This window comes from Candidatus Thiothrix phosphatis (genome assembly GCF_035668035.1).
Classification (GTDB): domain Bacteria; phylum Pseudomonadota; class Gammaproteobacteria; order Thiotrichales; family Thiotrichaceae; genus Thiothrix; species Thiothrix phosphatis.
Genome location: NZ_JAYMYJ010000025.1, coordinates 1 through 24,209, shown reverse-complemented (window position 1 = coordinate 24,209; position 24,209 = coordinate 1). Strand labels below are relative to the sequence as shown.

General features: G+C 55.4%; 21 protein-coding genes. 6 read left to right on the top strand and 15 right to left on the bottom strand.

Annotation, left to right across the window (positions count from 1 at the left end):
* Positions 1–216: 216 nt before the first annotated feature.
* Both VSS37_RS02780 and pta read right to left on the bottom strand, forming a co-directional pair.
* Positions 217–1,353 (bottom strand): acetate/propionate family kinase, encoded by a 1,137-nt coding sequence (locus VSS37_RS02780; protein ID WP_324693109.1) that lies wholly within the window; start codon positions 1,351–1,353, stop codon positions 217–219.
* Positions 1,350–3,440, bottom strand: a complete 2,091-nt coding sequence (gene pta / locus VSS37_RS02775) for a phosphate acetyltransferase (protein WP_324693108.1) — start codon at positions 3,438–3,440, stop codon at positions 1,350–1,352. The genes VSS37_RS02780 and pta overlap by 4 nt, the downstream gene beginning before the upstream one ends.
* A gap of 371 nt (positions 3,441–3,811) precedes the next feature.
* On the opposite strand from pta, the gene VSS37_RS02770 reads away from it, so the two are divergent.
* Positions 3,812–4,363 carry a hemerythrin domain-containing protein gene (locus tag VSS37_RS02770; RefSeq protein ID WP_324693106.1) on the top strand — a complete coding sequence of 184 codons (552 nt, stop codon included), beginning with the start codon at positions 3,812–3,814 and terminating at the stop codon, positions 4,361–4,363.
* 41 nt (positions 4,364–4,404) lie between these two features.
* On the opposite strand, the gene VSS37_RS02765 is transcribed toward VSS37_RS02770, so the two are convergent.
* The 7 genes from VSS37_RS02765 to nifX all read right to left on the bottom strand — a co-directional run bounded on the left by VSS37_RS02765 (position 4,405) and on the right by nifX (position 8,914).
* A complete protein-coding gene (locus VSS37_RS02765; RefSeq protein WP_324693105.1) occupies positions 4,405–6,171 on the bottom strand; it encodes an SLC13 family permease in 1,767 nt (588 codons plus the stop codon).
* Between the two features lie 117 nt (positions 6,172–6,288).
* Complete coding sequence (locus VSS37_RS02760) at positions 6,289–6,936, bottom strand: class II aldolase/adducin family protein (protein WP_324693104.1); 648 nt, start codon at positions 6,934–6,936, stop codon at positions 6,289–6,291.
* Between the two features lie 40 nt (positions 6,937–6,976).
* The gene (fdxB, locus tag VSS37_RS02755; protein ID WP_324693103.1) at positions 6,977–7,294 is read right to left on the bottom strand and encodes a ferredoxin III, nif-specific; all 318 of its coding nucleotides are present in this window, start codon (positions 7,292–7,294) and stop codon (positions 6,977–6,979) included.
* A gap of 10 nt (positions 7,295–7,304) precedes the next feature.
* Entirely contained in the window at positions 7,305–7,520 is a 216-nt protein-coding gene (locus VSS37_RS02750) for a CCE_0567 family metalloprotein (protein ID WP_324693102.1), read from the bottom strand.
* Between the two features lie 10 nt (positions 7,521–7,530).
* Entirely contained in the window at positions 7,531–8,004 is a 474-nt protein-coding gene (locus VSS37_RS02745; RefSeq protein ID WP_324693101.1) for a NifX-associated nitrogen fixation protein, read from the bottom strand.
* Positions 8,001–8,486: a SoxR reducing system RseC family protein gene (locus VSS37_RS02740; RefSeq protein ID WP_324693100.1), complete on the bottom strand. Its 486-nt coding sequence runs from the start codon at positions 8,484–8,486 to the stop codon at positions 8,001–8,003. Before VSS37_RS02740 ends, VSS37_RS02745 begins: the two co-directional genes overlap by 4 nt.
* On the bottom strand, positions 8,483–8,914 hold the full coding sequence (gene nifX / locus VSS37_RS02735; RefSeq protein WP_324693099.1) for a nitrogen fixation protein NifX: 432 nt from the start codon (positions 8,912–8,914) through the stop codon (positions 8,483–8,485). Before nifX ends, VSS37_RS02740 begins: the two co-directional genes overlap by 4 nt.
* A 602-nt stretch (positions 8,915–9,516) precedes the next feature.
* Here nifX and VSS37_RS02730 point away from each other — a divergent pair.
* Together VSS37_RS02730 and VSS37_RS02725 are read left to right on the top strand one after the other, a co-directional pair.
* Positions 9,517–11,238: a flavin-containing monooxygenase gene (locus VSS37_RS02730; protein WP_324693098.1), complete on the top strand. Its 1,722-nt coding sequence runs from the start codon at positions 9,517–9,519 to the stop codon at positions 11,236–11,238.
* Positions 11,239–11,277: 39 nt separating this feature from the next.
* Positions 11,278–12,021, top strand: a complete 744-nt coding sequence (locus VSS37_RS02725; RefSeq protein ID WP_324693097.1) for a hypothetical protein — start codon at positions 11,278–11,280, stop codon at positions 12,019–12,021.
* Positions 12,022–12,076: 55 nt separating this feature from the next.
* On the opposite strand, the gene VSS37_RS02720 is transcribed toward VSS37_RS02725, so the two are convergent.
* Positions 12,077–14,176, bottom strand: coding sequence for a heavy metal translocating P-type ATPase (locus VSS37_RS02720; RefSeq protein ID WP_324693096.1), 2,100 nt, complete (start codon positions 14,174–14,176; stop codon positions 12,077–12,079).
* Positions 14,173–15,867, bottom strand: a complete 1,695-nt coding sequence (locus tag VSS37_RS02715; RefSeq protein WP_324693095.1) for a sulfatase-like hydrolase/transferase — start codon at positions 15,865–15,867, stop codon at positions 14,173–14,175. Before VSS37_RS02715 ends, VSS37_RS02720 begins: the two co-directional genes overlap by 4 nt.
* A gap of 155 nt (positions 15,868–16,022) precedes the next feature.
* On the opposite strand from VSS37_RS02715, the gene VSS37_RS02710 reads away from it, so the two are divergent.
* From VSS37_RS02710 to VSS37_RS02700, 3 genes are read left to right on the top strand one after another with little or no spacing between them, the layout of a single operon-like run.
* Complete coding sequence (locus tag VSS37_RS02710; protein ID WP_324693094.1) at positions 16,023–17,909, top strand: L-histidine N(alpha)-methyltransferase; 1,887 nt, start codon at positions 16,023–16,025, stop codon at positions 17,907–17,909.
* A 3-nt stretch (positions 17,910–17,912) separates the two neighbouring features.
* On the top strand, positions 17,913–18,947 hold the full coding sequence (locus VSS37_RS02705) for a hypothetical protein (RefSeq protein WP_324693093.1): 1,035 nt from the start codon (positions 17,913–17,915) through the stop codon (positions 18,945–18,947).
* A 16-nt stretch (positions 18,948–18,963) separates the two neighbouring features.
* Positions 18,964–20,073 carry a histidine decarboxylase gene (locus VSS37_RS02700; RefSeq protein WP_324693092.1) on the top strand — a complete coding sequence of 370 codons (1,110 nt, stop codon included), beginning with the start codon at positions 18,964–18,966 and terminating at the stop codon, positions 20,071–20,073.
* Between the two features lie 24 nt (positions 20,074–20,097).
* On the opposite strand, the gene nifN is transcribed toward VSS37_RS02700, so the two are convergent.
* The 4 genes from nifN to VSS37_RS02680 all read right to left on the bottom strand — a co-directional run bounded on the left by nifN (position 20,098) and on the right by VSS37_RS02680 (position 24,068).
* Entirely contained in the window at positions 20,098–21,492 is a 1,395-nt protein-coding gene (nifN, locus tag VSS37_RS02695) for a nitrogenase iron-molybdenum cofactor biosynthesis protein NifN (protein WP_324693091.1), read from the bottom strand.
* Positions 21,485–22,957: a nitrogenase iron-molybdenum cofactor biosynthesis protein NifE gene (nifE, locus tag VSS37_RS02690; RefSeq protein WP_324693090.1), complete on the bottom strand. Its 1,473-nt coding sequence runs from the start codon at positions 22,955–22,957 to the stop codon at positions 21,485–21,487. The genes nifN and nifE overlap by 8 nt, the downstream gene beginning before the upstream one ends.
* Before the next feature lie 329 nt (positions 22,958–23,286).
* Complete coding sequence (locus VSS37_RS02685) at positions 23,287–23,634, bottom strand: hypothetical protein (protein WP_324693089.1); 348 nt, start codon at positions 23,632–23,634, stop codon at positions 23,287–23,289.
* Between the two features lie 131 nt (positions 23,635–23,765).
* On the bottom strand, positions 23,766–24,068 hold the full coding sequence (locus tag VSS37_RS02680) for a hypothetical protein (RefSeq protein ID WP_324693088.1): 303 nt from the start codon (positions 24,066–24,068) through the stop codon (positions 23,766–23,768).
* Positions 24,069–24,209 lie beyond the last annotated feature (141 nt).

Here is a 24,209-nt window from a genome sequence, read left to right as displayed (position 1 = left end):
GAATTGCGAAACCCAGCCCACCGTTTCACCCGGCAATACCACATTGTCATCCCGCAAATAGCTGATGAAAATGTCGTGCTCATAACCGGAGGTGAACGCCATGCAAAGCCTTGTAGTGGGCAGGGGTTAAGCGCAAACATACAAAACCTGTCCACCTGTTTCAACAGATGTTTTTACCAACCCTGCCCACTGCGGCTTCCTGTGACAAGCAGAAAATCAAACCAGCAACGCCGTGCTCCGTGCGATTTCCAGCTCTTCATCGGTCGGGATCACCAGCAACTTGATGGCTGCGTCAGGCTGCTGGAACTCCAGTATCCCGCTGGCGCGCGAATGGTTGCGCTGGGTGTCCAGAAAAAGCCCCAGGCCTTCCAGGTTGGCGCACACCAGTTCCCGGATGCGCGGCGAGTGCTCGCCAATGCCGCCGGTGAAAACGATGGCGTCCACCTTGCCCAGCACCGCCATGTAGGCACCGACATATTTCTTCACCCGATAGGCGAACATGGCTTCCGCCAGTTGCGCGGTTTCATCCCCGCTTTCGGCGCGCTGCTGGACTTCGCGCATATCGCTGACGCCGCAAATCCCCTTCAAGCCGCTCTGCTTGTTGAGCAGGGTTTCCAGTTCGGCATTGGAAAGACCGGTTTCCCGTTGCAGATAGAAATGCAGCGCCGGGTCCACATCGCCGCAGCGGGTGCCCATGACCAAGCCTTCCAGCGGCGTGACGCCCATTGAGGTGTCGACGCTTTTGCCACCCGCGATGGCGGTGGCGCTGCAACCGTTGCCCAAATGCAGGGTGATCAGGTTCAGGGAAGACAACTCAACGTGCAGGTAATGCGCCGCCTGATGCGCCACATAACGGTGTGAGGTGCCGTGGAAACCATAACGCCTGACCTTGTGTTTGTGGTACAGGCTTTTCGGCAAGGCGTAGCGGAAGGCAACCGGCGGCATGCTCTGGTGGAACGCCGTATCGAATATGGCCACCTGTGGCACGTCGGGGAACAGCTTTTTGGCGACCTCGATGCCTTCCAGGTTGGCTGGGTTATGCAACGGGGCCAGCGGGACCATTTCACTGATGGCAGCCATCACGTCCGCATCGATCAACGCCGGTTCATGGAAGCGTTCGCCGCCATGCACCACCCGGTGGCCAATCGCGTCAATGCCCTTGCCACCGTGGATGATTTTCTCAGCTTGCAGGTGCTGGATCATCCGCTCCAGCGCCTCGCGGTGGGAAGCGATTTCGCTGCCAGCCTCACCAATGCGGTCGACCAGCCCTTTGGCCAGCACCCGTTGCTCCTCCATCGCAAACACCTGATATTTGACGGAGGAACTGCCTGCATTCAACACCAATATTTTCATGCGACATTCCCCTGTTGCGCCTGGATGGCGGTGATCACCACGGTGTTCACAATGTCGGTCACGGTGCAGCCACGGCTCAGGTCATTGACCGGCTTGTTCAGGCCTTGCAGCACTGGGCCAATCGCCACCGCATTGGCGGAGCGCTGCACCGCCTTGTAGGTGTTGTTGCCGGTGTTCAGATCCGGGAAGATGAACACGGTCGCCTTGCCCGCCACTTCACTGTTGGGCATTTTGGAGCTGGCGACGCTAAGGTCCACCGCCGCATCATACTGGATCGGGCCATCCAGCTTCAGTTCTGGGCGGCGCCCATGCGCAATCTGCACGGCGGTGCGCACCCGCTCCACATCCGCGCCCTTGCCGGACTCGCCGGAGGAATATGACAACATGGCGGTGCGCGGCTCAATGCCGAACATGCGTGCGGTATCGGAAGAGGTCACTGCAATATCGGCCAGTTGTTCCGCATTCGGGTTCGGGTTGACCGCGCAGTCGCCATACACCAGCACCCGGTCTTCCAGGCACATGAAGAACACGCTGGACACCAGATTGCAGCCCGGCTTGGTCTTGATGACTTCAAACGCAGGGCGGATTGTGTGCTGGGTGGTGTTCACCGCGCCCGACACCATGCCATCCGCATAACCGAGGTAGACCATCATGGTGCCGAAATAGCTGACATCCACCATGGTGTCCCAGGCCAACGCCGGGGAGGCGCACTTGTGTTTGCGCAGTTCGTAATAGATATCGGCGAACTCCTTCCGCCATGCCGAAGTGCGCGGATTGACAATGGCGACATCGCGCAGTTTCAGGCCGAGTTGCGCCGCTTGCGCCCTGACCTCATTTTCATCGCCCAGCAAGGTGATATCCACCACATCGCGCAGGGAAAGGATTTCCGCCGCCCGCAGCACGCGCTCATCCGTGCTTTCCGGCAACACAATGCGCTTGCGCTGCGACTTGGCGCGCTGGATCAGGTCGTATTCGAACATCAGCGGCGTCATGCGCGAACCTGGGTTCTGCATAATCAACTGGCGCAACTGGTGCATGTCGACGCAGGATTCCATCAAGCCCAGCGCCACGGCGATCTTGCGTTCGTTGGAAGGCAGGATCGTACCCTCCACCGCGTTGACCTTGAGCGAAGTTTCAAACGTATCCCATGGCGACAGCAGGATCGGCAGGCGCAGCGGGTTCATCCCTTCCAGCAGTTTGCTGACATCGGCGGCGGGACGTTGCCCACCAGTGAGGATCATGCCAGCGATCATCGGGTAAGCGCTGGAAATGTCCGCCGCCAGCGTGCCCAGGATAATGTCGGAACGGTCGCCCGGCGTGATGACCATGCTGCAATTTTCCAGATGGCCGAGGAAATCCTGCACCTGCATGGCCGCCACTTTGTAGCGGGAAACTTCATGGTTGAACGACTGGGGCGTGCCATACAGGCATTCCAGCCGCAATTCGCGGGCGATTTCCCCCACCGTCGGGCGCTCCAGCGAGTAACGCTCCGGCAGCACAAAAAACGGGAAACGTGAACCCTTCAGGCGCGCATTGAGGTCGTCGACCTGATCCACCGGCACCCGGTTGGCGAACGCCGCCAGCAACTCGCAATGCTGCTCGCCTTCCAGGTGTTCCTCCAGGATGCGGACAGCGTCGGCGATTTCCTCAGCAGTGCGCCCATAGCCCTTCACCACCGGCAAAAACAAACAGCCGAAATGGTTGGCCAAGGTGGCGTTGAAATCCAGCTCCAAAGAAGCGTTGATTTCGCTGAAATCCGCCCCCGCGCACACCACGATGTCGCTTTTTTCCTGGATCGCCCGGTATTTGGCAAGGATCAGCTTCAGCAATTCTTCGAGCCGCCCTTCCCCCACCATTTTGCGCACGACTTCCCGCGTGCAGCCATACAACTCGCCATTGCTGGTCGTCAGGCCATAGCGCTTGGAGATCAGATGGATTAATGGGTCATGCCCGTTGTTTTCTTTGACGACCGGACGAAAGAACCCCACCCTCGGGGTCATCGCCCGCAACATTTCCATCATTCCCAGGACAATAATTGATTTGCCGCTACGGGGTTCAGCCCCGGCTATATAGATACTGTGAAACACGATATTTCCCTGCTGCTAGATACATTACGCACATTGTTGTGATCATTTATATTTCAAACTGGAACCTACCTTGCGGTTTTGTGCGTTGCAACATTCATCATAAATCAATTGGAACGCCGCTGCCAATGGGATTTTGTGTCAATACCATGAACACGGCACGCTGGCCCTGCCGATAAGCTGCACAGACAAAACCTGCCGGGCATCCCCAGCCCAACAACGGCAATCTGTATTTCCTTTGCTATCGAAAAAAAGCATACTCAATTTCAATTTTATCCGTTCCGATAGCTGCCCAATTCCCCTATGCTTGAATGTGCAATGCAGCATTTCATGCCGTATTATCCACTGATAACCCAATTTCAAGGAGGTTTTTCATGCACAAGATCATGACCGCCCTGCATCAGGATCATGTCAATCTGGCCAAACTGTTACAGTTACTGAAAGAACAGGTGGATATGCTCGCGGCCGGTGAAGACGCCGATCTTCTGCTGATGAACGATATCGCCGATTACATCCGCCGCTATGCCGACCATGTGCACCATCCGAAGGAAGACATTATCTACCGTGTCTTCCGTGCCCAAACTGCTGAAGGTGAAAGCATCGCCGCCTCACTGAGCGACGAACACCAAGAGCTGCCCAGTATCACGCTGGATTTCCAACGTTTGCTGGATGGCTTGGTCAATGACAGCCTGATCCTCAGCCGTCAGGATCTACAGGAGAAGATTACCGCATTCATCCAAGCGCAAACTGAACACCTCAACACGGAAGAGGCCCAATTGTTCCCGCTGATCAACAACACCTTGCAGGATGCAGACTGGGAAAGTGTGGAAAAAGAAATCGAGGAACACGCCGACCCCCTGTTTGGCTCCCATATCCTCGACCGTTACCGCAACCTGCACAAACTGATGAACCGCCAGCGCGCCTGACGGTTGGCCTTACACCGGCGGGCATCGCCATCGCCGGTTTTTTATAAAGGCCACACCCACAGGATGGCAGGGATGGTCACACACCCGGTAAGGATACTGAGCGGCACCCCCAGCCGCAGGTAGTCGCCCAGCCGGTAGCCACCCGGCCCATACACCATCAGGTTGGTCTGGTAGCCAATCGGCGTGATGAAACTGGCGGAAGCCGCAAACATAATGGCGATGGCGAACGGCATAAAGTTAGCATCCAGCTGCCCCGCCACTGCCTTGGCGATGGGGAACATCAGCACCGCCGCTGCATTGTTGGTGATGAATTCGGTGAACATGACGGTCAACGCATACACCACCACCAACGCCATCAGCGGGCTCAGTTGCCCACCGAACATCAGCTCTTCCGCCAGAAATTTGGCCGCGCCAGTGGAACCCATCGCCTCCCCCAACGCAAAGGAAGCGCCGATCACCGTCAACACCGAAAAGTCGATGGAACGCCGCGCCAAACCTGCATTCATGCACCCGGTCACCAGCATTACCCCAGCCGCCAGCCACGCCGCCTGTAGGATCGGCACAATCTCAAACGCACTCAACAGCACCATGGCCGCCAGGATGCCCAGCGCCAGTTGCGCCTTTTGGAAATTGGGCGGGCTGGAATCCTCCAGCGCGCTGACCAGCAGGAAATCCTTGCGGAAACGGTACTGGTTGGCGAATTCCTTGCCTGCCTCCAGCAACAAGGTGTCGCCTACCCGCAAGCGCGTCCCCAACCCCCGGTCAGGCAAATTGCCGTCGCTGCCACGCGACACCGACAGCACCACCGCCTGGTAGGAGCCAAGAAAATCACATTCCGCCAACGTCATGCCCAGAAACGGAAAGTCCGGCCCAATCACCGCCTCCACCAAACGGCGGCGGAAATGCACGATGTCCAGCTTGTGGATGTCTTCATTGGCGGGTTTCAGCCCCTGGATGCTGCGCAGCTCATGCGCGCAACGCGGTGCGCCGACAAAGGATAGCCGGTCGCCCTGCTGCAAAATGAGATCCCGTTCCGGGTTCTGGATGATCACCGGCCCCCTGGTGAGTTCCTGCAAGTGGCCATAACCCAGGTTCGACAAACCCGACGCCGAGATGGAACGCCCCTCCAGCACCGGCCCATCCACCAGCATGTCGACTTGGTATTCACGCAGGCTTTCCAAGCCTTCGTCCACACCACCACGGTCAGGCAGCAGGCGGCTGCCAAACACCAGCAGGAAAGCGCCCGCCGCCAGCAACAGCGTCAACCCGACGCCGCTGATGTCGAACACGCCCAACCCAGGATAACCGTTTTTTTGCAGCAGCCCGTTCACCACCAGATTGGTGCTGGTGCCGATCAGGGTGCAAGTCCCGCCCAGAATCGCCGTGAAACTCAGCGGCATCAGCAGCTTGGAAGGCGGCAGCTTGAGCCGCTGGCACCATTCCTGGATCGCCGGGATCAGCATCGCCACCACCGTGGTGTTATTGAGGAAAGCGCTCAGACCGGCGGTCGGCAGCAACATGCGGAACTGCGCCGCCCGCACTGTCTTAGGCTGGCCCAGCAGACGGCCAGTAATGCACTGGATGGCACCCGTCTCACGCAAGCCCGCCGCCACGACATACAACGCGGCAATGGTCATCAAGCCGGTATTGCCGAATCCGGCGAAAGCGTCTTCCGGGCTGACCACGCCGCTGACCAACAGGACAATCAGCGCCGCCATCAAGATCAGATCCGGCGCAATCCTGGAAAATGCCAAAAATCCCAACACGCCCAACACCAGGGCAATCGACAAAATACCTTCCCATCCCATATGCGATCTCCTTGCTTCGGGTAATATCCTGGAATGGGACAAGCACAAAAAATGATATTATTCGATATGAATATCTTTAAAACAGAAAACGCCACTGAGGCCAACGCCTTCTTTTTGCTATTGCGCCGCCGCATCGGCATCCTGTAACAATGCCTGCACCCGCGTAATGGTTTCCTCCAGATCCTTGCCCCAAGTGATGAAGCCGTCCTGATGCCCCAGCATCACAATCGTGCTGCGTGGTGGTTTTCCTGCCGCCCGCAAAGCCTGCATCGCCTGCGCCATTGCTGGCGTGCCAAACGCAATGTCCGCGCCCGTACACGCCAGCCCCAACGCCTGCGCCTGCCGCCAGATGGCGGGGCTGTGGCCGTGGACAATGGCGTTGACCGCAGGCGGTTGCTGGAAAATGGCCGCATGGGTCATGGCTTCTGAGGAGGGTTTGCAAGGGCCGTCGGCCTGTAGCCAGTTGCGCTGGATGTCATAGGCCAACACCCGCGCGTAGCCGTTGGGGGACAAATGCGGCAAGTGCCCGGTTTGGGTGCCGGTGATGAGGAAAGCGTCCGGGCATTCCGCCGTCGGCATGCGCAGGCTGACATTGCCGTAACCCAGCCCCAGATAACGGGCGTCATCCTGCCCAATCACGCCCAACTGCCACAGCAAGCTGCGGGCTTGGTTGAGCGCGGCGAAACCGGGCAATTCAGGCGGGAGATCCCCCGCCTGATACGCCAGCTCAAACTTGATGACGCCTTCAATTTCCTGCTTGTCCATGTGCTTCCCCATCCGCAAAGCACAGGATGTTAACGCATTTTCAGGCAGGCAGCGCCTGCGGGGCGTGGCTCATGCACTTTTTCGGGCAGACTTTGGCGCAAGCCTGGCAACCGATGCAATCCAGCGCGTCTTTCAGGTTCATGACCATGGTGTTGTCATCATCGTCGTAATCGCTGTCGCCCTCGTCGTCATCGTCCACTTCCAAGTCGAGTTCGTCGCGCTCCACCAGTTCAAACACATCGCGCGGGCAAACCTTATAGCAGCGTCCGCAGCCAATGCAGCGCCCCTGGTTGATGGCGGTGATGAAAGCGGGCGTCCAGGCGACGCCGCCACGGGTAATGCCGGTAATGGGTTCCATGGTCATGTCCTCAGTTGGCGGTGGCTTCTGCGGCTTGCAGTTTGGCGTTGGCTTCGGCCCAGGCGACACAAGCGTCATAGGTGGCTTGCGCAATCGCGGGCAATTCCTGGTAACCGGCAGGCAGCTTGTCTTCCACCAAGTCATGCAACTGGCTGGCGTGCTCGGTGGCGATGCGTTTGGCTTTATTGACGGCTTTTTGCAGGGCTTTGAGTTCTTCCTGGCTCATGGCGGCCTCCTTACAGTCCGGCAACGGCGGAATGTTCGCCGACCAGGGTGAGGGCGACGGACAGCAGCTTGTCGGCTTCATCCTTCATTTTGGAGAGGGATTCAAAACCGAAGCGGTGCACGTCGCGCAGGGTGCGGTCAACCACCACCAGCTTGCCGACGGTGATGATGGCGCGGCCAAAGCCTTCGTGAGTCAGGTTGATCATCGGCACCGCCATCAGCTTGCATTCCTTTTCGATCAGCGCGGCGATGGCGTTGTAGAAAGCCTTGACGCGGGCGATGGTGATTTCATCCGGGTCGCCGATAATGGGGATTTCGCGTTTCATCGCCTTGGTGAGCACGAACGGCTCCAGGATTTTGGCCGGGGTGTAATTGTCGTAAGTGCCGTAGCTATCCATCGCGCGCATCTGGCGCAGCATTTCGGTTGCGAACTCGGTGCTGAGTACGGGGTCATCCGCAGCAATCAGGGTGCTGGTTTCGCTCATGGCTTGTCTCCTTGGAAAGATTGGAATTCGATAGGGCTGACAGTCAGGGGGCGGACTGCCTGACGTAACAATTGCGGCTGGAAGTAGCGCCTCATGCGGTGGCTGCCTGTCACGACGCCAGCACCCAGCAACCCAAGCGCCAGCCCGGCCAGTGCGCCCAGGGCGGATTGCGCATCGCCCAACCCGGCGCTGTCGGCGATGACGCCACCGGCAATCATCAGCACAACCGGCAGGATGTAGGCGGCCAGCGAGGCGCTCACCATGACCTGGTCTTCCACCCCGATCACAACCTGCTCGCCAATACGCGAGGAAAACGTGTTCGGCAGGCGGATGCGCTGCTGGCGGATGCCGAACAGTTTCGACAGGCTGGAGGTGCTGCAACCGCTTTGTGATCCGCAGGTGGAACAGGCGCTACGGGCTTTGGCCTCCACCCAGATGTAATCATCGGTGGCGTCGACCACTAAGGCGGTTTCCTCAATCATTCATCCCACCCTTCGGCTTCCATCGCGTCGAAACGGGTGGCGCTGGGGCCCTGCAGGCGTTTGATGGCCTGAGCCAGCCACGCAGTCGGCCCCTGCCGCAGCTCATCCTGCAAGGCTTCGATCAGGCCAGCGATTTCAGCCCCGGCGCTGACCTTGATGGGCTGGATGCTGGCGGCTTTCAGCTTGGCGACGGCGGATGCGCCAACGGCCTGTGAATACACCGCCACGCAGCCTTCCAGCGCCTTGATTTTGGCGTCGAGCTTGTCCTCGTTGCCATCCATATCCAACTTGCCGAACTGGGTGGCTTCCACCAGTTGCGCCTCTTCAGGATTGATGGCGTAAATGGCAAAGGATTCTGCCGCGCCGAAATGCTGGTCGATGTGTGTCATGTCGGTGGATGCGAATGCCACCTTGATGGCTGTATCCATAAACGTATCCTCAGTGTCTTGTCCGAGCACCATGAGCCGCCTTGTCAAGGCCATAGCCGCCTACCTCGTCTTCTGCTTCATCATGGGCGTATGTCCGCCGGTTTACAGGGGTGGTGCAAGTGATGTGCCAATCAGCAAGTAACTGATTTTAGTCGGTTACTTGTTTTTTGATAGTTGTCGGGAATACGACAATCGGGGAAATAGTGGGAGATGTATGACATGGATGGACATGACAAAAATGCAGGTGCTTATGACATAAAAAAATAATTGTAAAGTTTCAAGAAAAATTATCGCGCATAGAGTTTTTTGTTAAGTTTTGTTGCACAACCTTGTTTGCCTCCCTCCCTCCTATAGTAGAATTTTAGATCACGCTGATTGTAGGAAATGAAAGGCTCTCACCATGTGTGAAAGCAGCAGAAGATGCAGGAGCTGCGAGTAGCATTACTAGTAAGAATTTTTTCGTCAATTAAGTTTTATGATTACGGGCCAGAAATACATGACCTCTTATTGGAAGTCTTCGCTGGTTTACACAAACCCAAAGAAGAACAGAAAACCTGCTTAGTCTTCAATATTTGCAACCCATAATTTCAGGAGAATGATTCGTGAAAAAAGTATGTGTTATTGGTGGTGGCGCATCAGGTTTGACTGCTATCAAACAGTTAACGGATGAAGGGCATCAGGTTACCTGTTACGAAAAATCGAATGCTGTGGGTGGGGTATTCAACTACGGCGGCCCAAATGGCAGGAGCATCAAAAGCACTGCGTTGACCATTTCCAATTATTTGATGGCGTTTTCTGATTATCCCGCCAAGGGACACCGTTACTTCTGGAGCCATGAAGAGTATAAGCAATACTTGGCAGACTATGCCAAAGAATTTGGCCTGCTGGAGCGGATCGTATTTGACACAGAAGTTGTCAAGCTCAGGAAGCAGGGGGATCATTATCAGGTAGTCACCAAGCATAACCCGACACAAACGCTAAAAACCGAAGAATATGAGGCCGTGGTCATTTGCTCGGGTATACATGAAACCAGGAAAGTTCCACAGATACCGGGCATTGAAGCATTCACGGGTGATATTGTCCATACCCAAGATTTTACTGACCCCAATAATGCCTTCAGTGACCCCTCCGCATTTGCCAACAAACGGGTATTGTGCGTTGGCATTGGGGAAAGCGCTGTTGATATTATCAGGGACGTCAGCAAAGTTACTGCGAACTGCCATCTGCTTATGCGTTCCTATCCATTCCTGGTTCCGCGTGTGCTACATAACACCACGGCAGACTGCACCACCACCCGTGCATTCCATGCCACTTACCACCCTTCTGAGAATATCATCTACTATCGGGTGGGTGACTGGATGTTAAGGGCCACCAATCTTTTTGGAAGGTTGTTTGCCAAAAAGAAACAGCTTGATCTCGATGCCTTCAACCATCCACTGGAAAAGAAATCCCTTGATTTTGACACTGAATACAATGAAGAGTCCCTGAAGCTGATCAAGGTGTGGAATAAGTTATCGGGAGGAAGAAGGTTTTCAACCAAAAACGTATCGTTCGTCCCGCAGGTGCTGAATGGCAATATCAATGTCATGGTTGCATCACTGGAGAGCATTAGCGGCAATACGGTAAAACTCAGTGATGGGCGCAGCATTGAAGTGGACAGCATTGTTTTTAATACCGGCTTCCAGCATGACCTGAGCTTTATTGAAGGCTTTGAACTGAAAGATAATAGTGTCAGGAGCATGTTCCTGCATAGTTTTCACGAAGACTGGCCGAATTGCGCCTTTATTGGTTGGGCGAGGCCGACGTCAGGGGGAATCCCCGCCTGTGCGGAAATGGCGTCACGCTATTTTGCCCTGTTACTGAATGGCAAACGTACCTTGCCAACCGATATTCAGGACAGAATAGAAGCGGACAAGGCATTTTATCAGGAAGCCCTGCGAGACTCCCCGGATATAAACAGCTTGGTTTTATGGAAACGCTATATGGATTCTTACGCCGACCTGATAGGCGTGCGTGTCAGGCTCTGGAAATACCTGCTAAACCCAGGCCTTTTCCTACGCTTACTTTATGGCATTATGCTGCCTGTCCAATATCGCCTGGAAGGCCCCCATGCCTGTCCCGATATCGCCAAACAGACGATTATGGGCCTACCCCTTCTGAACCAATTGCCGTTTAGCCTGAATGACGCCAGAAATGCAATCAAAGCGGCCATGAAGAAAAGCGACAAGTACGATGACAGTTTTTTCCAGGTGGATTTCTTTCCCGAATGCCAAATTACAGAAAAGGACATTGAGAAATACCGTTTTGCGGCAAACACGAAATAATTCGCCCGGATTAATCATTTATGTAAGGAGAACATGGTCATGGATGCAACATCGGAGCAGGCGAAAGCATGGCGGGTCATGTATGATAAATTATGTACCCGTGCAGAAAAGTATAATTGCAAGGATTATACCCAATGTCTCCAGCTACTGGATCTGAGTATGGAAGTTCCAACGTTGGCTCAGGTCAATAGCAAAATCCAGTCATTAACAGACTGGACAATTATTCCCAACGGCAACAACTTCAGTGAGACGGATGAGTGGTTTGAACATATCCTGAGAAAAGAGTTTCTGGTCACCGAGTATCTCCGCAACTGGGATGAACTGGATTTCACGCCAAGGCCTGATATGTTCCATGATATTTTCGGCCATGTCATTTATCTGCTGAAGCCTGAGCACGCGGAATTACAGGATATGTTTGCCAAGGCTTATTTTAGTGTCCCGGAAAACAAACGGATCTGTGTAGAGCGTTTGTATTGGTATTCTATTGAGTCCGGCCTGATTAGGGAAAATGGCGAAATCAGGATTTACGGAGGCGCGTTGGCGTCATCGGAGAAAGAAAGTGCCCATATCATGGCAGGCCATGTCCCCATCGAGCCTTTTATCGGCGAACAAGTGATGGGATTGCCGCTACCCTGGATGAACGACCCGGAAGACGGCTACGGAAAAAACGTTGCCGAAAACAATACCTTGTTTGCCTTTGATTCGCTTGCTGATTTGAAAGCAGAACTGAAGAAGAGCTTTAAGCTGTTGGAGAAATCACACTATGACCTTGCCGCTGCATGATGTTAAAACTCCGGCAAAGTAATCCCCTTACTTGAGTGTCGCATCCCATGCCTGATTAACTTTTTGCGGTGGTGATTTGGCGCAGTGGCGAAAGGGCCTTGCTTATTGCTGCTGTCACCCCCCCGCCATACAACAACAAGGCGGCGGGCATACCGAAGTGCAATAGAAATACACCGCCAACCAATACAGCGCCAGGAACGTAGGCAATGCGCAGGCTTTGGTCAAGGTTTTTGCTGAAGCTATGCGCAATCCCGAACAGCTCGTCAAGCTGCTGGAGGGACTGGTTCATCAGCACGATCTGGGCGCTGTCGGTGGCGATCGTGGTGGCACCCCGGAGCGAAACCGACACATCCGCCTGCTGTAAAGCGATTGCATCATTGATGCCGTCACCCACGAAGCAGACGGTGCGGCCTGCTTCCTGTAACTGGCGGAGCATATCGGCCTTGCCTTCCGGCAGAACTTCGGCGAAGAAATCGTCAATCCCCAAACGCTGCGCCAGATGCCGGGTAGGTTGTACGTGATCCCCCGACAGGATGCACAGTTTCAGGCCGCGCTGGTGCAGCTTGTTGACCAGCCCTACCGTTTCAGGGCGTAACTGCGCCTGCATTTCCAGCGCCCCGGCCAGTTCTCCATTCACCCCCACGAAAATCAGTGAGTTGCCACTCCCTTGGCAGAGGGTCTTGATTTCCTCCATGCTCTCGGGAATGGTCATCCCGGACTGTTGCATGAAGCGTTGGCTGCCAACCTGGATGGTGTCGCCCTGATGCTGGACCTGTACCCCAAAACCGAGGCTGTAGGCGGCTGAATCCGGCGCGGTGGTTTCGAGGCCGTGCTGTTCCGCCGCCGCCAGGATGGCTTTGGCGATGGGGTGGCTTTGGCGGTGTTCGGCCAGCGCGGCGAAAGCCAGCACACTGTGTTCTTCCCAGCCCGCACAGCAATGGATTTGCCCAACCTCAGGCTGTTCCAGCGTCAGGGTGCCGGTCTTGTCGAAGACCACCGTGTCCACCTCGTGGAGTTTTTCCAGGGAACGTCCGTCCTTGACCAGAATGCCGTGGTGGGAGGCAATGTTCAGATGACTGAGCATGCTCAACGGCCCGGAAAAATACAGGGTGGAGCCCACACCGCTGTTCATGATGGCGACCGCCCCCGCAGGGCCAACCGTCACCAGCGCCAGGCTACTGGCGGCCAATAGCGGCAAGGTCAGCTTGTCCGCCAGCCGCTCGCTGCGGGCTTCATGTTCCAGCCGGTGGGAAGCCATATTGCTGAGGATGTTGCCAATCTGCGCCGCAGCCGTGTCATTGCCAGCCTGCTCAACCCGGACATAAACCTTGCCGGTCAGGATGAGTGTGTTAGCGAATACCTGATCCCCCACCGCCTTTTCCACCAGCTGGGCTTCCCCCGTCAGGATGTGCTGATCAATGCTGCCCATACCGTCAGTGACGCGGCCATCAACAGGGATGGTCTGCCCTGCGGACAGCACAATAATGTCTCCGACCCTGAGATCGGTAAAGGCTATCCGGATCTCAACCCCATCCTGTTGCACCCATACGTCAGCAGGCGGTTGCAAGGCAAAGGTATGCCGGAGATTGGCCTGGGAACTGGCTTCTGTACGCGCCGCCAGCTTGAAGGCGGCAAACAGTACGAGCGCCATCAGGTTACTGAGGACGTAATATCCGGCAGCCAACCCGCCATAAACCGACAAAATGCCAACCAACTGGTATTTGAGGCGTTTTTCTTTCCACATGGTGATCAGGCTGCGCTTCATCATCGGCCACATGGTGACAACAAGTCCGGCAGCACTGACCCAAGATAATGGCGTATACACCAGCGCACCCAACAGAGCCAGTTGGGAACTCGCCAGCGCATAACCCAAACTGCGGTTGATCTCGGCTTCTTTCTTGTCATACGCCCCGGCAAATTCCTGCATCTGCTGATCGCGTTGCTTGCTGAAAAACAGCGGGTCGACCTTCTCACGGAAAAATTGCTGGCAACGCCCATCCAGCGAATGGATGTCGATGGCGGGTGCGCTTTTGTTGTCCGTCAGTGAGCGCTTGGTTTTTGCCAAGTTTTTTTTGCGGGAAGCCAGTTTACGGGAAAGTTTGTTTCCCAGCAGAATGCCGCCACCTGCCAGCACGATCGGCAATAACGGAATCATGAATCCGCCTCCACAAACCGTTGCTTTACCTTCCCGAAAAACTTGGTTGTCAGTTCCGGTGCCACTTCCCCCTCATCAAAGGTGCCCAGGATAATACCCCGGCGTTGTGATTTGCCCGGCATGTCGCGAACCTGTTGCTCAGATACCGTTGAGCGTTGGCTTAAACGACGGCCCCATTCATTCAAGTGCCGCTCCATTGTTGCCATTGCCGCCACATGCTCCGGTTCGGTGCTGGCCCCCAGATCCTGTAATTCATCCGGATCATTCAGCAGATCAAACAAGATGGGACGGAAGCCTCCCGATGCTGCATTGACATACTTCCAGCGTTTGTCCGCGACCATAAACAAACGGGCAGCGCGTGGCGGCACTTTAAGGTAGGCATTGGCGTAACTGACCGAATAATCCAGTTCGCTGATGGCATACTCGCGCCATTGCATCGGCTGGCCATGCAGGTAAGGCAACAATGAACGCCCTTCCAGAATATGGTCCAGATGATCCTTCAGCACGCCACCCGCAGCGTCCACAAAGGTCGCGGTAATATCAATCGCTTCCACCAATGCATCACAGACTTGCCCTCGGGTGGCGTCGGCTTCGGGTGATGGATCGTAGACAATCAAGGGTATTTTCACCGATGGCGCATGAAACAGGTCTTTCTCACCCAGCCAGTGATCCCCCATGTAATCGCCATGGTCGGCGGTAATGGCAATCAGGGTGTCGTCCATGCGCCCGGTTTTTTCCAGATGCAGGAACAAGCGCCCCAACTGGTCATCACACTGCTTGATCAAACCCATATAGGCAGGAACCACCTTTTCCAACACCTCATCACGCCGGAAAGCCTTGCCAATCATGTTGTCCATAAACAGTTGATACAGCGGGTGCGGGTTCTGGCGTTCGCTTTCAGAACGGTTGACCGGCAGACGATGCTCCTGCCCGTACAGACGGTGATAAGGGGCGGGCACAATATAGGGCCAATGGGGTTTGATATAGGATAGGTGGCATAGCCAGGGTTTGCTGTCCGGCTGATCCTGCTGATCGATGAACGCCATGCAGCGCGTGGTCAGAAACGCGGTTTCCGAATCTTCTTCACGGATATTGGCTGGTTTGTCAGCGTGTTTCATAAACCAGCCGGAAGCCATAGTGCCATCATCCTCCACGCCCGCATTGGCATGTTCCTGCCAGGGGTTACTGCTGTCATAGCCCTGGTGTTTAAGGTAGGTGTTATAGGGTGAAACACGCTGGTCATAGTAGCCATCCGGCCCTTCCGGCCACAAACCGTCATCCCGTGCAATGAGATCGAAACCGCACTCCGCGACCCGTGCGCCGATAATGCTGTCCGGGTCCATTCCCAGACGCGCCATACCTTCCTGGTCAGGCGTCATATGGGTTTTACCCAACAGGTAAGCATCCATCCCCAGCTTGCGCAGATGATCCCCCAGTGTGTGTTCCCCTACCTTCAGCGGAAACCCGTTCGTGGAAGCGCCGTGGCTGTCAACATAACGCCCGGTATAAAAACTCATGCGGGATGGCCCACAGGCAGGCGACTGACAATACACATTGGTAAAGCGCACGCCCTGTTCCGCCAGCCTGTCCATATGTGGTGTATGCAGGTGTGGATGACCGTAGCAGCTCAGATAATCAAACCGGAGCTGGTCAAACATAATGAACAAGATGTTTTTGGTTTTGCGGGGCACGCCGATACTCCGGGCAGACAATACCGAAACCACCAGACGATATTGCAATGTACTGAGGATATCTAGGCGGCTGCAACATTTCTTAACAAAAACCCTTTTGCCCCCTGCTTTGAATTTGCCTAAGCTACTTTGGCGCAAGTTTTACGGAGTACCCAATGAGCGAGTTGAAGCGAACGCCAAGCTACACGTTGTGTCACGGCATACGCATCCCCAAGAGCTTCCCGTGTGACTGTTTCGAGTCGGGGCTAGGGTATGAGGCCCGGCCGGAAGACTGTTTTATCGTGACTTATCCGAAATGCGGCACCACATGGGCCCAACACATTGTCTGGATGTTGCAACATCAGGGGCAGGAGATGCCGACGGGGAAAAACATCAATGAGGATGTCCCGCACTTGGAAGAAGTCGGAGCTGAAGCGATTGCGGCGCTTTCCACCCCCCGGTTCATCAAGACCCATTTGCCCCTCTCGCTGACGCCATACCACCCCGACGCCAAGTACATCTACATTGCCCGCAATCCATTCGACTGCGCGGTCTCCTTTTATTACCACACCCAGGGTTTTGCACAGCACTATGATTTTGCCAATGGCACTTTCGCGGATTACTTCGATTGCTTTATCAAGGGAGAGGTCGACTGGGGAGACTATTTTGACCATCTGCTCGACTGGCACGCGCGCAGGACGCAGGCAAACCTGCTTTTCCTGACCTACGAAAACATGCTGGCCGACACGGAGGCAGCGGTTAAATCCATCGCCAACTTCCTCGGCTCCCCCTACTCGGAATACGTTCAGGATACTGACGTGTTGCAACGCATCCTGCACCACGTCAGCTTTGCCGAAATGAGCAAAGAGCAAAGCCGTTGGTCGAGCGAACGTCCAAATGCCACCCCTTTCATACGCAAGGGGCAGGTTGGCGATTGGCAACATCACTTTTCCCAAGAGCAGGCAGCGCAATTGCTTGCCGTGTTTGACCGGCGCTCGCAGGAAGCGGGGCTTGAGCTGCTTTGGCCTGAGTTGTATCCGGTTTGGCAAGCGGCTGCGCGACAAGCGGATGCTCCGGAGATCCTCGATCTGCTGCAAGCCCATCTGAGTGGCCAATTCGCTGAGGATGTCAGGCAAAGCCTGACCGAAGCAGTGCCCCGAATTCCACACAAGTACGTGTATGACGCCGAAGGTTCCCGCCTGTTCGAGGAATTGACCTGTAGCGACACGTATTATCTGACGCGGACTGAAGATGAAATCCTGCGGCGCTACGCCCCGGCGATTGTCAGTCAGCTTAAGGACGATACCGCACTGGTGGAATTGGGCAGCGGCAGCTCGGCGAAGACCCGCTACCTGATCGATGCCCTGCTCGCCAAGCAAGGTGAACGCACCCTCTATGTGCCGATCGACATTTCCCGCAAGTTCCTCGGTGAGAGCGTGGAGATACTGGCGCATGATTACCCCAACCTGAAAATCCTGGGTGTCGCGGCTGACTATTATACCGGCCTGGGTGTTCTCTCCGAGCGCATCAAGCAGCCAAAACTGGTGATTTGGCTGGGGTCGGATATCGGCCACCTGAGCTTTGAGGACGCCGGGCGGCTGTTACGGAACGAAATCCGGCGGCGGCTCTCGCCCGACGACCACCTCCTCATCGGTATCGACCTGAAGAAATCGCCAGATGAACTCCTGCTTGCATACGGCTGCTGTGGGGAGAAAACCGACCTCTACAACGCCTTTGCCCGCAATCTGCTGGTGCGCGTGAACCGTGAACTCGGCGGCAATTTCGACGTGGAAACCTTCCAGCGCCGCTGTTTCTATGATGCAGAGCGCGGTTGCATCGTGGCCTATCTGGAGTGCGGCCGTGCCCAGCGGGTGCGGGTGGAAGCGATTGATGTCGAGCTGGAGCTGGCTCCCGGTGACCGCATCCATACGCACACAAGCTTCAAGTATGATCGTGCGGATATTGAGCGCCTGGCCGAAGCTGGCGGCTTCCGCCTCGCCCAGCAGTGGGTTGATGATGCCTCAAGCTTTAGCGTGAACCTGTTCTCGCCACAGGAGTCCTGAGCGATGACCGATAATTTCGACAACTTCATCCAGCGGAACAAGCATGGCCCCCGCCTCACCGTCCTGTCCGGTTTTTTTCAGGGGGTGACGCGGGGAGAGAGCGGGATGCCGGACCGCGATATAGCCGCCGACCGCAGCCTGTTGTTCGGGGACGCGCTCACCGAGCAGTTCTGCGATGAATACGAACGGCGCATCTGTTCCTTCAGCCGCCACTTTCTGCCCAGCATTCCGTTCATGCTGGAAAACGAATGCCGCCTGGGTGCCGCGCTGGTCGAATTTGGCAAGGCAGTTGCCCCAGCGGGTGAACGGCTGAAGATGTACAACATATCCAACGCCGAGGGCACCTTCTCACGGACACTGGCTGACTTTCCCGGCAGCCGTTTCACCACGCTGACAGGGGCCATCGAACCGGCCAACGAAACAGCCTTCTACCACCTTGGCACGCCTGCCAACGCACACTTTCTGCTCGGCTCGTTTCTGGATAACACCCCCGAGAGGATTCGGGCGGAAAGCCGACTCGCCGCGTTTCATGATGGCTTCGATATTATCTTTGAACATGAGTGCTTCCAGATGTTCAGCAATGAAAGGGCGCAGCAATTTGCCTTCGTCCTCAGAATGCTCAAGGAAGACGGCATGCTGATACTGTCAGAGAAGCTCAACCAGGAAGACCCGGCAGAATTCCAGCGGCGCGAGGACAAGAAAGACTGGGGTTTCAAGGCGCGCTATTTCTCGACGCAGGATATTGAGAAAAAACGCAGTGGTGTTGTTGACCACATGGTGGCAGGCCAGCTCACGATGAAGGAGCTGCAACAGGCATTGGGTCAGTACTTCGAACATGCGGTGGTCTTCGGCAACAGCACGAATTTCTATCATATCGTGGCCAGCAACAACGAGTCGCGCATCAGGCTGTTGCTGGAGAACATGCTCCCACCCTGCATGGAGCCGGATTTCTGCTTCGAAACCTTGCCGATGGCTATCCTTGGCATGAACGCCGAACCGCCGCCAACCTTCGGTCGGCTACCAGCCCACAACGTCTGACTGCTCCGGGACTGCAATGACTTCAGATAACCTCACAACAGCGCTGGAACTGCTCCGGAACACGATCCTGGAGCGGACTGAGACATCGATTGGCACACCAGTCAATCTCGCGGCGGATCACAGCCAGGTCATCAGCCTGCTGGGCAACGTCTTTCTCAACAACGTTGGCGACCCCTTTGTCGAGCGTGCGAACGGCTTGGTCTCACACGCTTTCGAACGGGAAGTGCTGCGGTTTTTCGGCAGCCGTTACGCCCTTGATGACGCGGACTTGTGGGGGTATTTCACCTCAGGCAGCACCGAGGGCAACCTGTATGGCCTGTGGCTCGCCCGCGAACGCTTTCCGAATGCCATCCTGTATTACTCGGTTGATAGTCACTACTCGGTGCGGAAAAATGCACGCATCCTCGGCTTGCAGGCCGTCGAAATCCCTTCCTCCCCGCGCGGCGAGATTGATTACGAGGCGCTGGATCAGGCGATTCAGGCGCGAACCCAATACCCGGTGATCATCAACCTGAACTGTGGCACGACGATGAAGGGGGCAATCGACGATCTGGCGCGCATCGAGGCGATGCTTGAAAAGCACCGGATTGATGACTTTCACATCCATGTTGACGCAGCCCTGTTTGGAGGCTACCTGCCCTTCATCGACGACGCCCTGGAGATCCATTTCAACCGACCGATCGCGAGTATGGCGATTTCGGGGTACAAATTCATCGGCAGCCCTGTTCCCTGCGGGTTCGTGCTGGCGCGCAGAACGTTGAGCACGCAACTGACCTACGAGGCCGAGTACATACAAAGCCCTGATACAACGGTGTCGGGGTCACGGAGTGGCCATGCCCCGCTGGTGTTATGGCACCGCATCCGTTCCGTCGGGGCGGAAGGGCTGGCTCAGGAAGCGCGTGACTGCCTGTCGCTGGCGGAATGGTGTTGCGGACAATTGGAGACGCGCGGATACCCATGCTTTCGCAACCAGCGCTCGAACATTGTGGTATTGCAGAAGCCCCCCCTCGCGTTGGTGAACCGTTGGCGTTTGCTGTCGGAAGGGGAATGGTCGCACATCATTTGCATGCAGCATGTCACGCAAGAGAAGCTGGAAAAGTTCTTAAGCGAGCTTTTTCAGCAATGAGCCGGCCGCAAAGAACATAAAACCTTATCTCGCCATACCGTAATGCGTGATTTCGCCGTCCCGCTTTTGCGCGTAAATCGAACGGTAGGGGTGGATCTCGCCTTTTTCCAGTGACAGCAGGATATTGGCCAGATCGAACAGCGTCTGGCGTGTACCGGCATAACCGATCCACTGACGCTGATAACCGCCGACCAGATCGTATTGCGGGAAGCCAGCGCGTAACAATGGAATGCCAAGGCGCAGCGCCGTTTCCTGCCCATGTGAATTGCAGATCAGTACTTCGGCTTCAGCGGCTTCGGCGGCTTTTTCCAGGTCTTCCAGGTCGCCGATGTGGACGTGTTCGGTCACAATTTTTTTGAGCGCCGGAGCGTTGGCCGGGGCAACAGCCGCCACGGTATACGCGCCGTTTTCCGCCAGCAAATGGGAGAAGCCGTTCAGCATGTCCGGGTCTGTAGCAATCGCAAAACGCGACATGCCCAGCATGAAGTGTGTATCCAGCATCGCATCCTGCAATTGCGCACGTTGGCGTTGCAGCTTCATCGGCACCGGTTCGCCGGAAAGCTGATGCAGAACGTGGATGAACTGGTCGTTGGCTTCCAGCCCCATCAGGTGGTCGAAACGGTAATCAGGGACGCCAGTGCGTTCCTTCAGCAAGTCTGCTGCTGCATTCAGGGAAGCGCCAATCACCAGGGTGGCTTTGGAATCACCCAGCGTGGCCATCTCAGATACCGGTGTGCCGCCGATGGTCAGCGGGCTGAAATCGGTCTCACCCAGATGGCCATCCAGCGAGTCGGACAGATCAGGAATGACCAATGGGCGGAAGCCGCACAGCTCAATCATGTCCTTGAGCGCTTCCAGATCGCCTGGGGTCAGCGAGGAATTGACCAGTACGTTCAACTGGCGCGGACGTTTGCCCGGTTGGGTGCCTGCGCTGGCCGCATCTGGCACCAGTACGTTGATTGCACCTTCGACCGCTTTGGCGAAGCCGGTTTCCAGACAGCCGCTGAAATCCGGGGTGGATAGCGGAATGACCGGAATGTGGTTGTATTCGGGGTATTTCTTGCGGAAGTTGCCGACCGCCATGGCAATGTCGCTGCCCTGGGTTTCCGCCAGACCAGTGGTGGGTACACCGACCAGTGATGGATTATTTTTGCTGCAAATGGCTTTGAGACCTTCGACCACGTTTTCTTCCGAACCCATGACCGCTGCAATCTGATCCATTGCGGTGGTTTGCAAGGGGATCGGTTCGCGGAAGTGGCGCACGAAGAATACCTTGCCGAATGCGGTGCAACCTTGCGCCCCATGCAACATCGGCATGGCGCGGTGGAAACCGAGAATGGCGAGCGCAGCGCCAATGGTCTGGCTGGCTTTCAGCGGGCTGACCGACAGGGCTTTTTTACGTTTGCTGATCTCAGGCATGGGCGGCCTCCTGGGTGTCAAGCGTGTCTGGCTTGGCTTCAGAAACGGTTTCGGTGGCGGGTTCCTGTGCTGCTGGTGTGGTCGTGGCAATAGCCCACGGTGCGGGCTTGCGCACGGCCTGCCAGATCGGGCTTTCAATCGCCAGGGCCAGTTGTTTGGCCAGTTCCAGCATACCTTCGTAACCGGCATAGCCGAATTCACGTTCCTGATTGATGTCGAGGAAAGGCACACGCGCTTTGAGGGCAGTGTACATATTGCGCCCTCCGGCGATGAGGATGTCGACCTGGTAGTCGCGCACCACGTTGAGCAGGGCGCGTGGGCTGCCGTCGTCAATCATTTTGGTGTCTGCACCCATGATTTCGCGGATACGGGCTTTGTCTTCCTCGGTGGATTTGTTGGTGCCGGTGGCGACCACGGTCATGCCGAGATCCTGCAAGGCGGACACAATCGACCAGGATTTGACGCCGCCGGTGTAGAGCAGCACGCGCTTGCCGCGCAGACGTTGCCGCCACGGTTCCAGTGCTTTGTGGATGCGGGCTTCTTCGTCAGCGATGAGCTTTTCGGTGCGTTCGGTGAGATGCGGGTCGTTGATGATGCGGGCGAAATCGCGCAGGGCTTTGGTGGTGTCTTCCACGCCGTAGAAGCTGCCTTCAAACCAGGGTGTGCCGAAGCTGTCTTCCAGTTTGCGCGCGACGTTGAGCATGGCTTTGGAGCAGACCATCATATTGACTTCGGCGCGGTGCATGGTCTGCACTTCGCGGTAGCGGGCGTCGCCAGACAGGGTGCACAGCACGCGCAGGCCGAGGTGATCGAGCAGCGGCAGTACGTGCCAGAATTCACCGGCGATATTGTATTCACCAACCAGATTGATGTCGTGCACCTTGAAGGAGCCACTTTGCGCGCCGTGTGGCAACGCATCCGGTTCGCGGGTGCCGCAGACGTGTTTCACCATGGCGTCACCGGCAATGCGGTTGCCGAGGTTCTTGGTGCCGTAGAAACCGGCGCAGTCGATCGGCACGACCGGGGTTCCCCAACGTTCTTCCGCCGATTTGCAGATGGCTTCGATGTCATCGCCGATCAGGGCGGGGATGCAGGTGTTATAGACAAACACGGCGGCTGGGCTGTAATCATCGATGGCCTGTTTGATGGAGTGGAACAGGCGTTTTTCACCGCGCCCCATAATCACGTCCTGTTCGGTCAGGTCGGTGGTCATGCCGATTTTGAACAGGCGTGGGCCACTGGAGCGGGTGCCACGGTTATCCCAGGAACTGCCCGCGCAGGAAATGCTGCCATGGACGATATGGGCAACGTCCGCAATCGGCAACAGGGCGATTTGTGCGCCGTCGAAGGCACAGCCACCGGCGGATGCGCCGGGCTTGGGACGGGCGCAACCCGACTTTTCCTTCTTGTTGTGGGAGCAGGCTGGCTCGTTCAGCAATTCGGCGATGTCCTTGGACTTCATCATGGGCGTTAGCCTCCAGATACAACGGAGTTGAACCGTCGGCACAACTGACGTTGCCCTCGGGTCGATATGAGGGAAGTAAAGCAAGGGATGTGCCAGAATGTAGAATTATGTTTTTACAGGGATTATGGTGAATTCCTGATTGTAGGGAATACGACAATGGGTGAAGAATGAGGGGGGATTTGTGACAGGGAAAAGAAGACAGTTTATTAGCAATGGACTGTGGTTCTGATTGAAGTTGCAGCCTAACACGGAATATTTTTCGTGGTGCAGGCAAGGGTTAGAGATACATTCCCTGTCATCCCTTGCTGCAACAGTGCTGGTTTGAAAGGTCAAGCTTCTTCAACTAATGAAAGTATTTCTGCATACTTTTCTGGTTCATATTTCTTTATTGAGTTCATCTTGTCATTCAACAGCTTGTTATACTTTACCTTCAATTCTTCATACTCTTTGTTTTCTGAAGAGGAGTTATCTTTTACCAGTCGGTATCCATCTGCTTCCAACCAGCTCAATAGTGTTTGAGATCCAAGCTTTGCTTCTTCATCCTCAGCATCACCTGCCCCGCCAGAAAGAATATACTTATAATCTTTACAGAAATCAGTGACTGTTTTCCCGGATGCTGACCAATCTTGGATAGCCTTCTGTTTGGTTTCATTGGTTGCACGCTGACCTTTTGCCATATTATTTTGACCTCATTGCTTATCAGTGAAGTAAATTAAATAGCACAAAAGTGATATGGTTAGTAAGAGGCAACTGACAAGTGGTCTACAAAGTAGTGAATCTTCTAAGTATGATTAACAAATAATCCTGTTCAGCCCACATCAATAACTTGGTAGTTGGCTTTCCTATGCTTGCTGGTTTTATAGCTGTTGGCGTCATTTCCAAGCAATTTATCAATGATGGTGTTTGACCTGTTTTCTATCACATCAGCAGTGCTAGATTTAACAGTCTTGACTGGTTGACCAAGTAAACCTTGGAAATGTTCAAGATACAAATCCTTTAGGGTGTTAATGTCCGGCGCGTTTTTATAATCAATAGAGTCGTAATAAAAGTGGGCGCGATTACGAACTAAACAGTTCAATATAAAATGCTCATAGAGGGTCAGTTCAAGCATTCCTTAACTCTCCGACAGGAGTGTCGAGAAGCACTGCTTCGCAGACTAAACAGTTCAATATAAAATGCTCATAGAGGGTCAGTTCTATCATTTGCGCCTTTTGTTGCACTTGTAATCGTCTTCTGTCGGTTTCTGTTCATC

Excerpts from the sequence above, each read along its gene's own strand:
- VSS37_RS02780 (WP_324693109.1), bottom strand. The coding sequence starts at position 1,353 with ATGAAAATATTGGTGTTGAATGCAGGCAGTTCCTCCGTCAAATATCAG.
- VSS37_RS02770 (WP_324693106.1), top strand. The coding sequence starts at position 3,812 with ATGCACAAGATCATGACCGCCCTGCATCAGGATCATGTCAATCTGGCC.
- VSS37_RS02765 (WP_324693105.1), bottom strand. The coding sequence starts at position 6,171 with ATGGGATGGGAAGGTATTTTGTCGATTGCCCTGGTGTTGGGCGTGTTG.
- VSS37_RS02760 (WP_324693104.1), bottom strand. The coding sequence starts at position 6,936 with ATGGACAAGCAGGAAATTGAAGGCGTCATCAAGTTTGAGCTGGCGTAT.
- fdxB (WP_324693103.1), bottom strand. The coding sequence starts at position 7,294 with ATGGAACCCATTACCGGCATTACCCGTGGCGGCGTCGCCTGGACGCCC.
- VSS37_RS02750 (WP_324693102.1), bottom strand. The coding sequence starts at position 7,520 with ATGAGCCAGGAAGAACTCAAAGCCCTGCAAAAAGCCGTCAATAAAGCC.
- VSS37_RS02745 (WP_324693101.1), bottom strand. The coding sequence starts at position 8,004 with ATGAGCGAAACCAGCACCCTGATTGCTGCGGATGACCCCGTACTCAGC.
- VSS37_RS02740 (WP_324693100.1), bottom strand. The coding sequence starts at position 8,486 with ATGATTGAGGAAACCGCCTTAGTGGTCGACGCCACCGATGATTACATC.
- nifX (WP_324693099.1), bottom strand. The coding sequence starts at position 8,914 with ATGGATACAGCCATCAAGGTGGCATTCGCATCCACCGACATGACACAC.
- VSS37_RS02725 (WP_324693097.1), top strand. The coding sequence starts at position 11,278 with ATGGATGCAACATCGGAGCAGGCGAAAGCATGGCGGGTCATGTATGAT.
- VSS37_RS02720 (WP_324693096.1), bottom strand. The coding sequence starts at position 14,176 with ATGATTCCGTTATTGCCGATCGTGCTGGCAGGTGGCGGCATTCTGCTG.
- VSS37_RS02710 (WP_324693094.1), top strand. The coding sequence starts at position 16,023 with ATGAGCGAGTTGAAGCGAACGCCAAGCTACACGTTGTGTCACGGCATA.
- VSS37_RS02705 (WP_324693093.1), top strand. The coding sequence starts at position 17,913 with ATGACCGATAATTTCGACAACTTCATCCAGCGGAACAAGCATGGCCCC.
- VSS37_RS02700 (WP_324693092.1), top strand. The coding sequence starts at position 18,964 with ATGACTTCAGATAACCTCACAACAGCGCTGGAACTGCTCCGGAACACG.
- nifN (WP_324693091.1), bottom strand. The coding sequence starts at position 21,492 with ATGCCTGAGATCAGCAAACGTAAAAAAGCCCTGTCGGTCAGCCCGCTG.
- nifE (WP_324693090.1), bottom strand. The coding sequence starts at position 22,957 with ATGATGAAGTCCAAGGACATCGCCGAATTGCTGAACGAGCCAGCCTGC.
- VSS37_RS02685 (WP_324693089.1), bottom strand. The coding sequence starts at position 23,634 with ATGGCAAAAGGTCAGCGTGCAACCAATGAAACCAAACAGAAGGCTATC.
- VSS37_RS02680 (WP_324693088.1), bottom strand. The coding sequence starts at position 24,068 with ATGCTTGAACTGACCCTCTATGAGCATTTTATATTGAACTGTTTAGTT.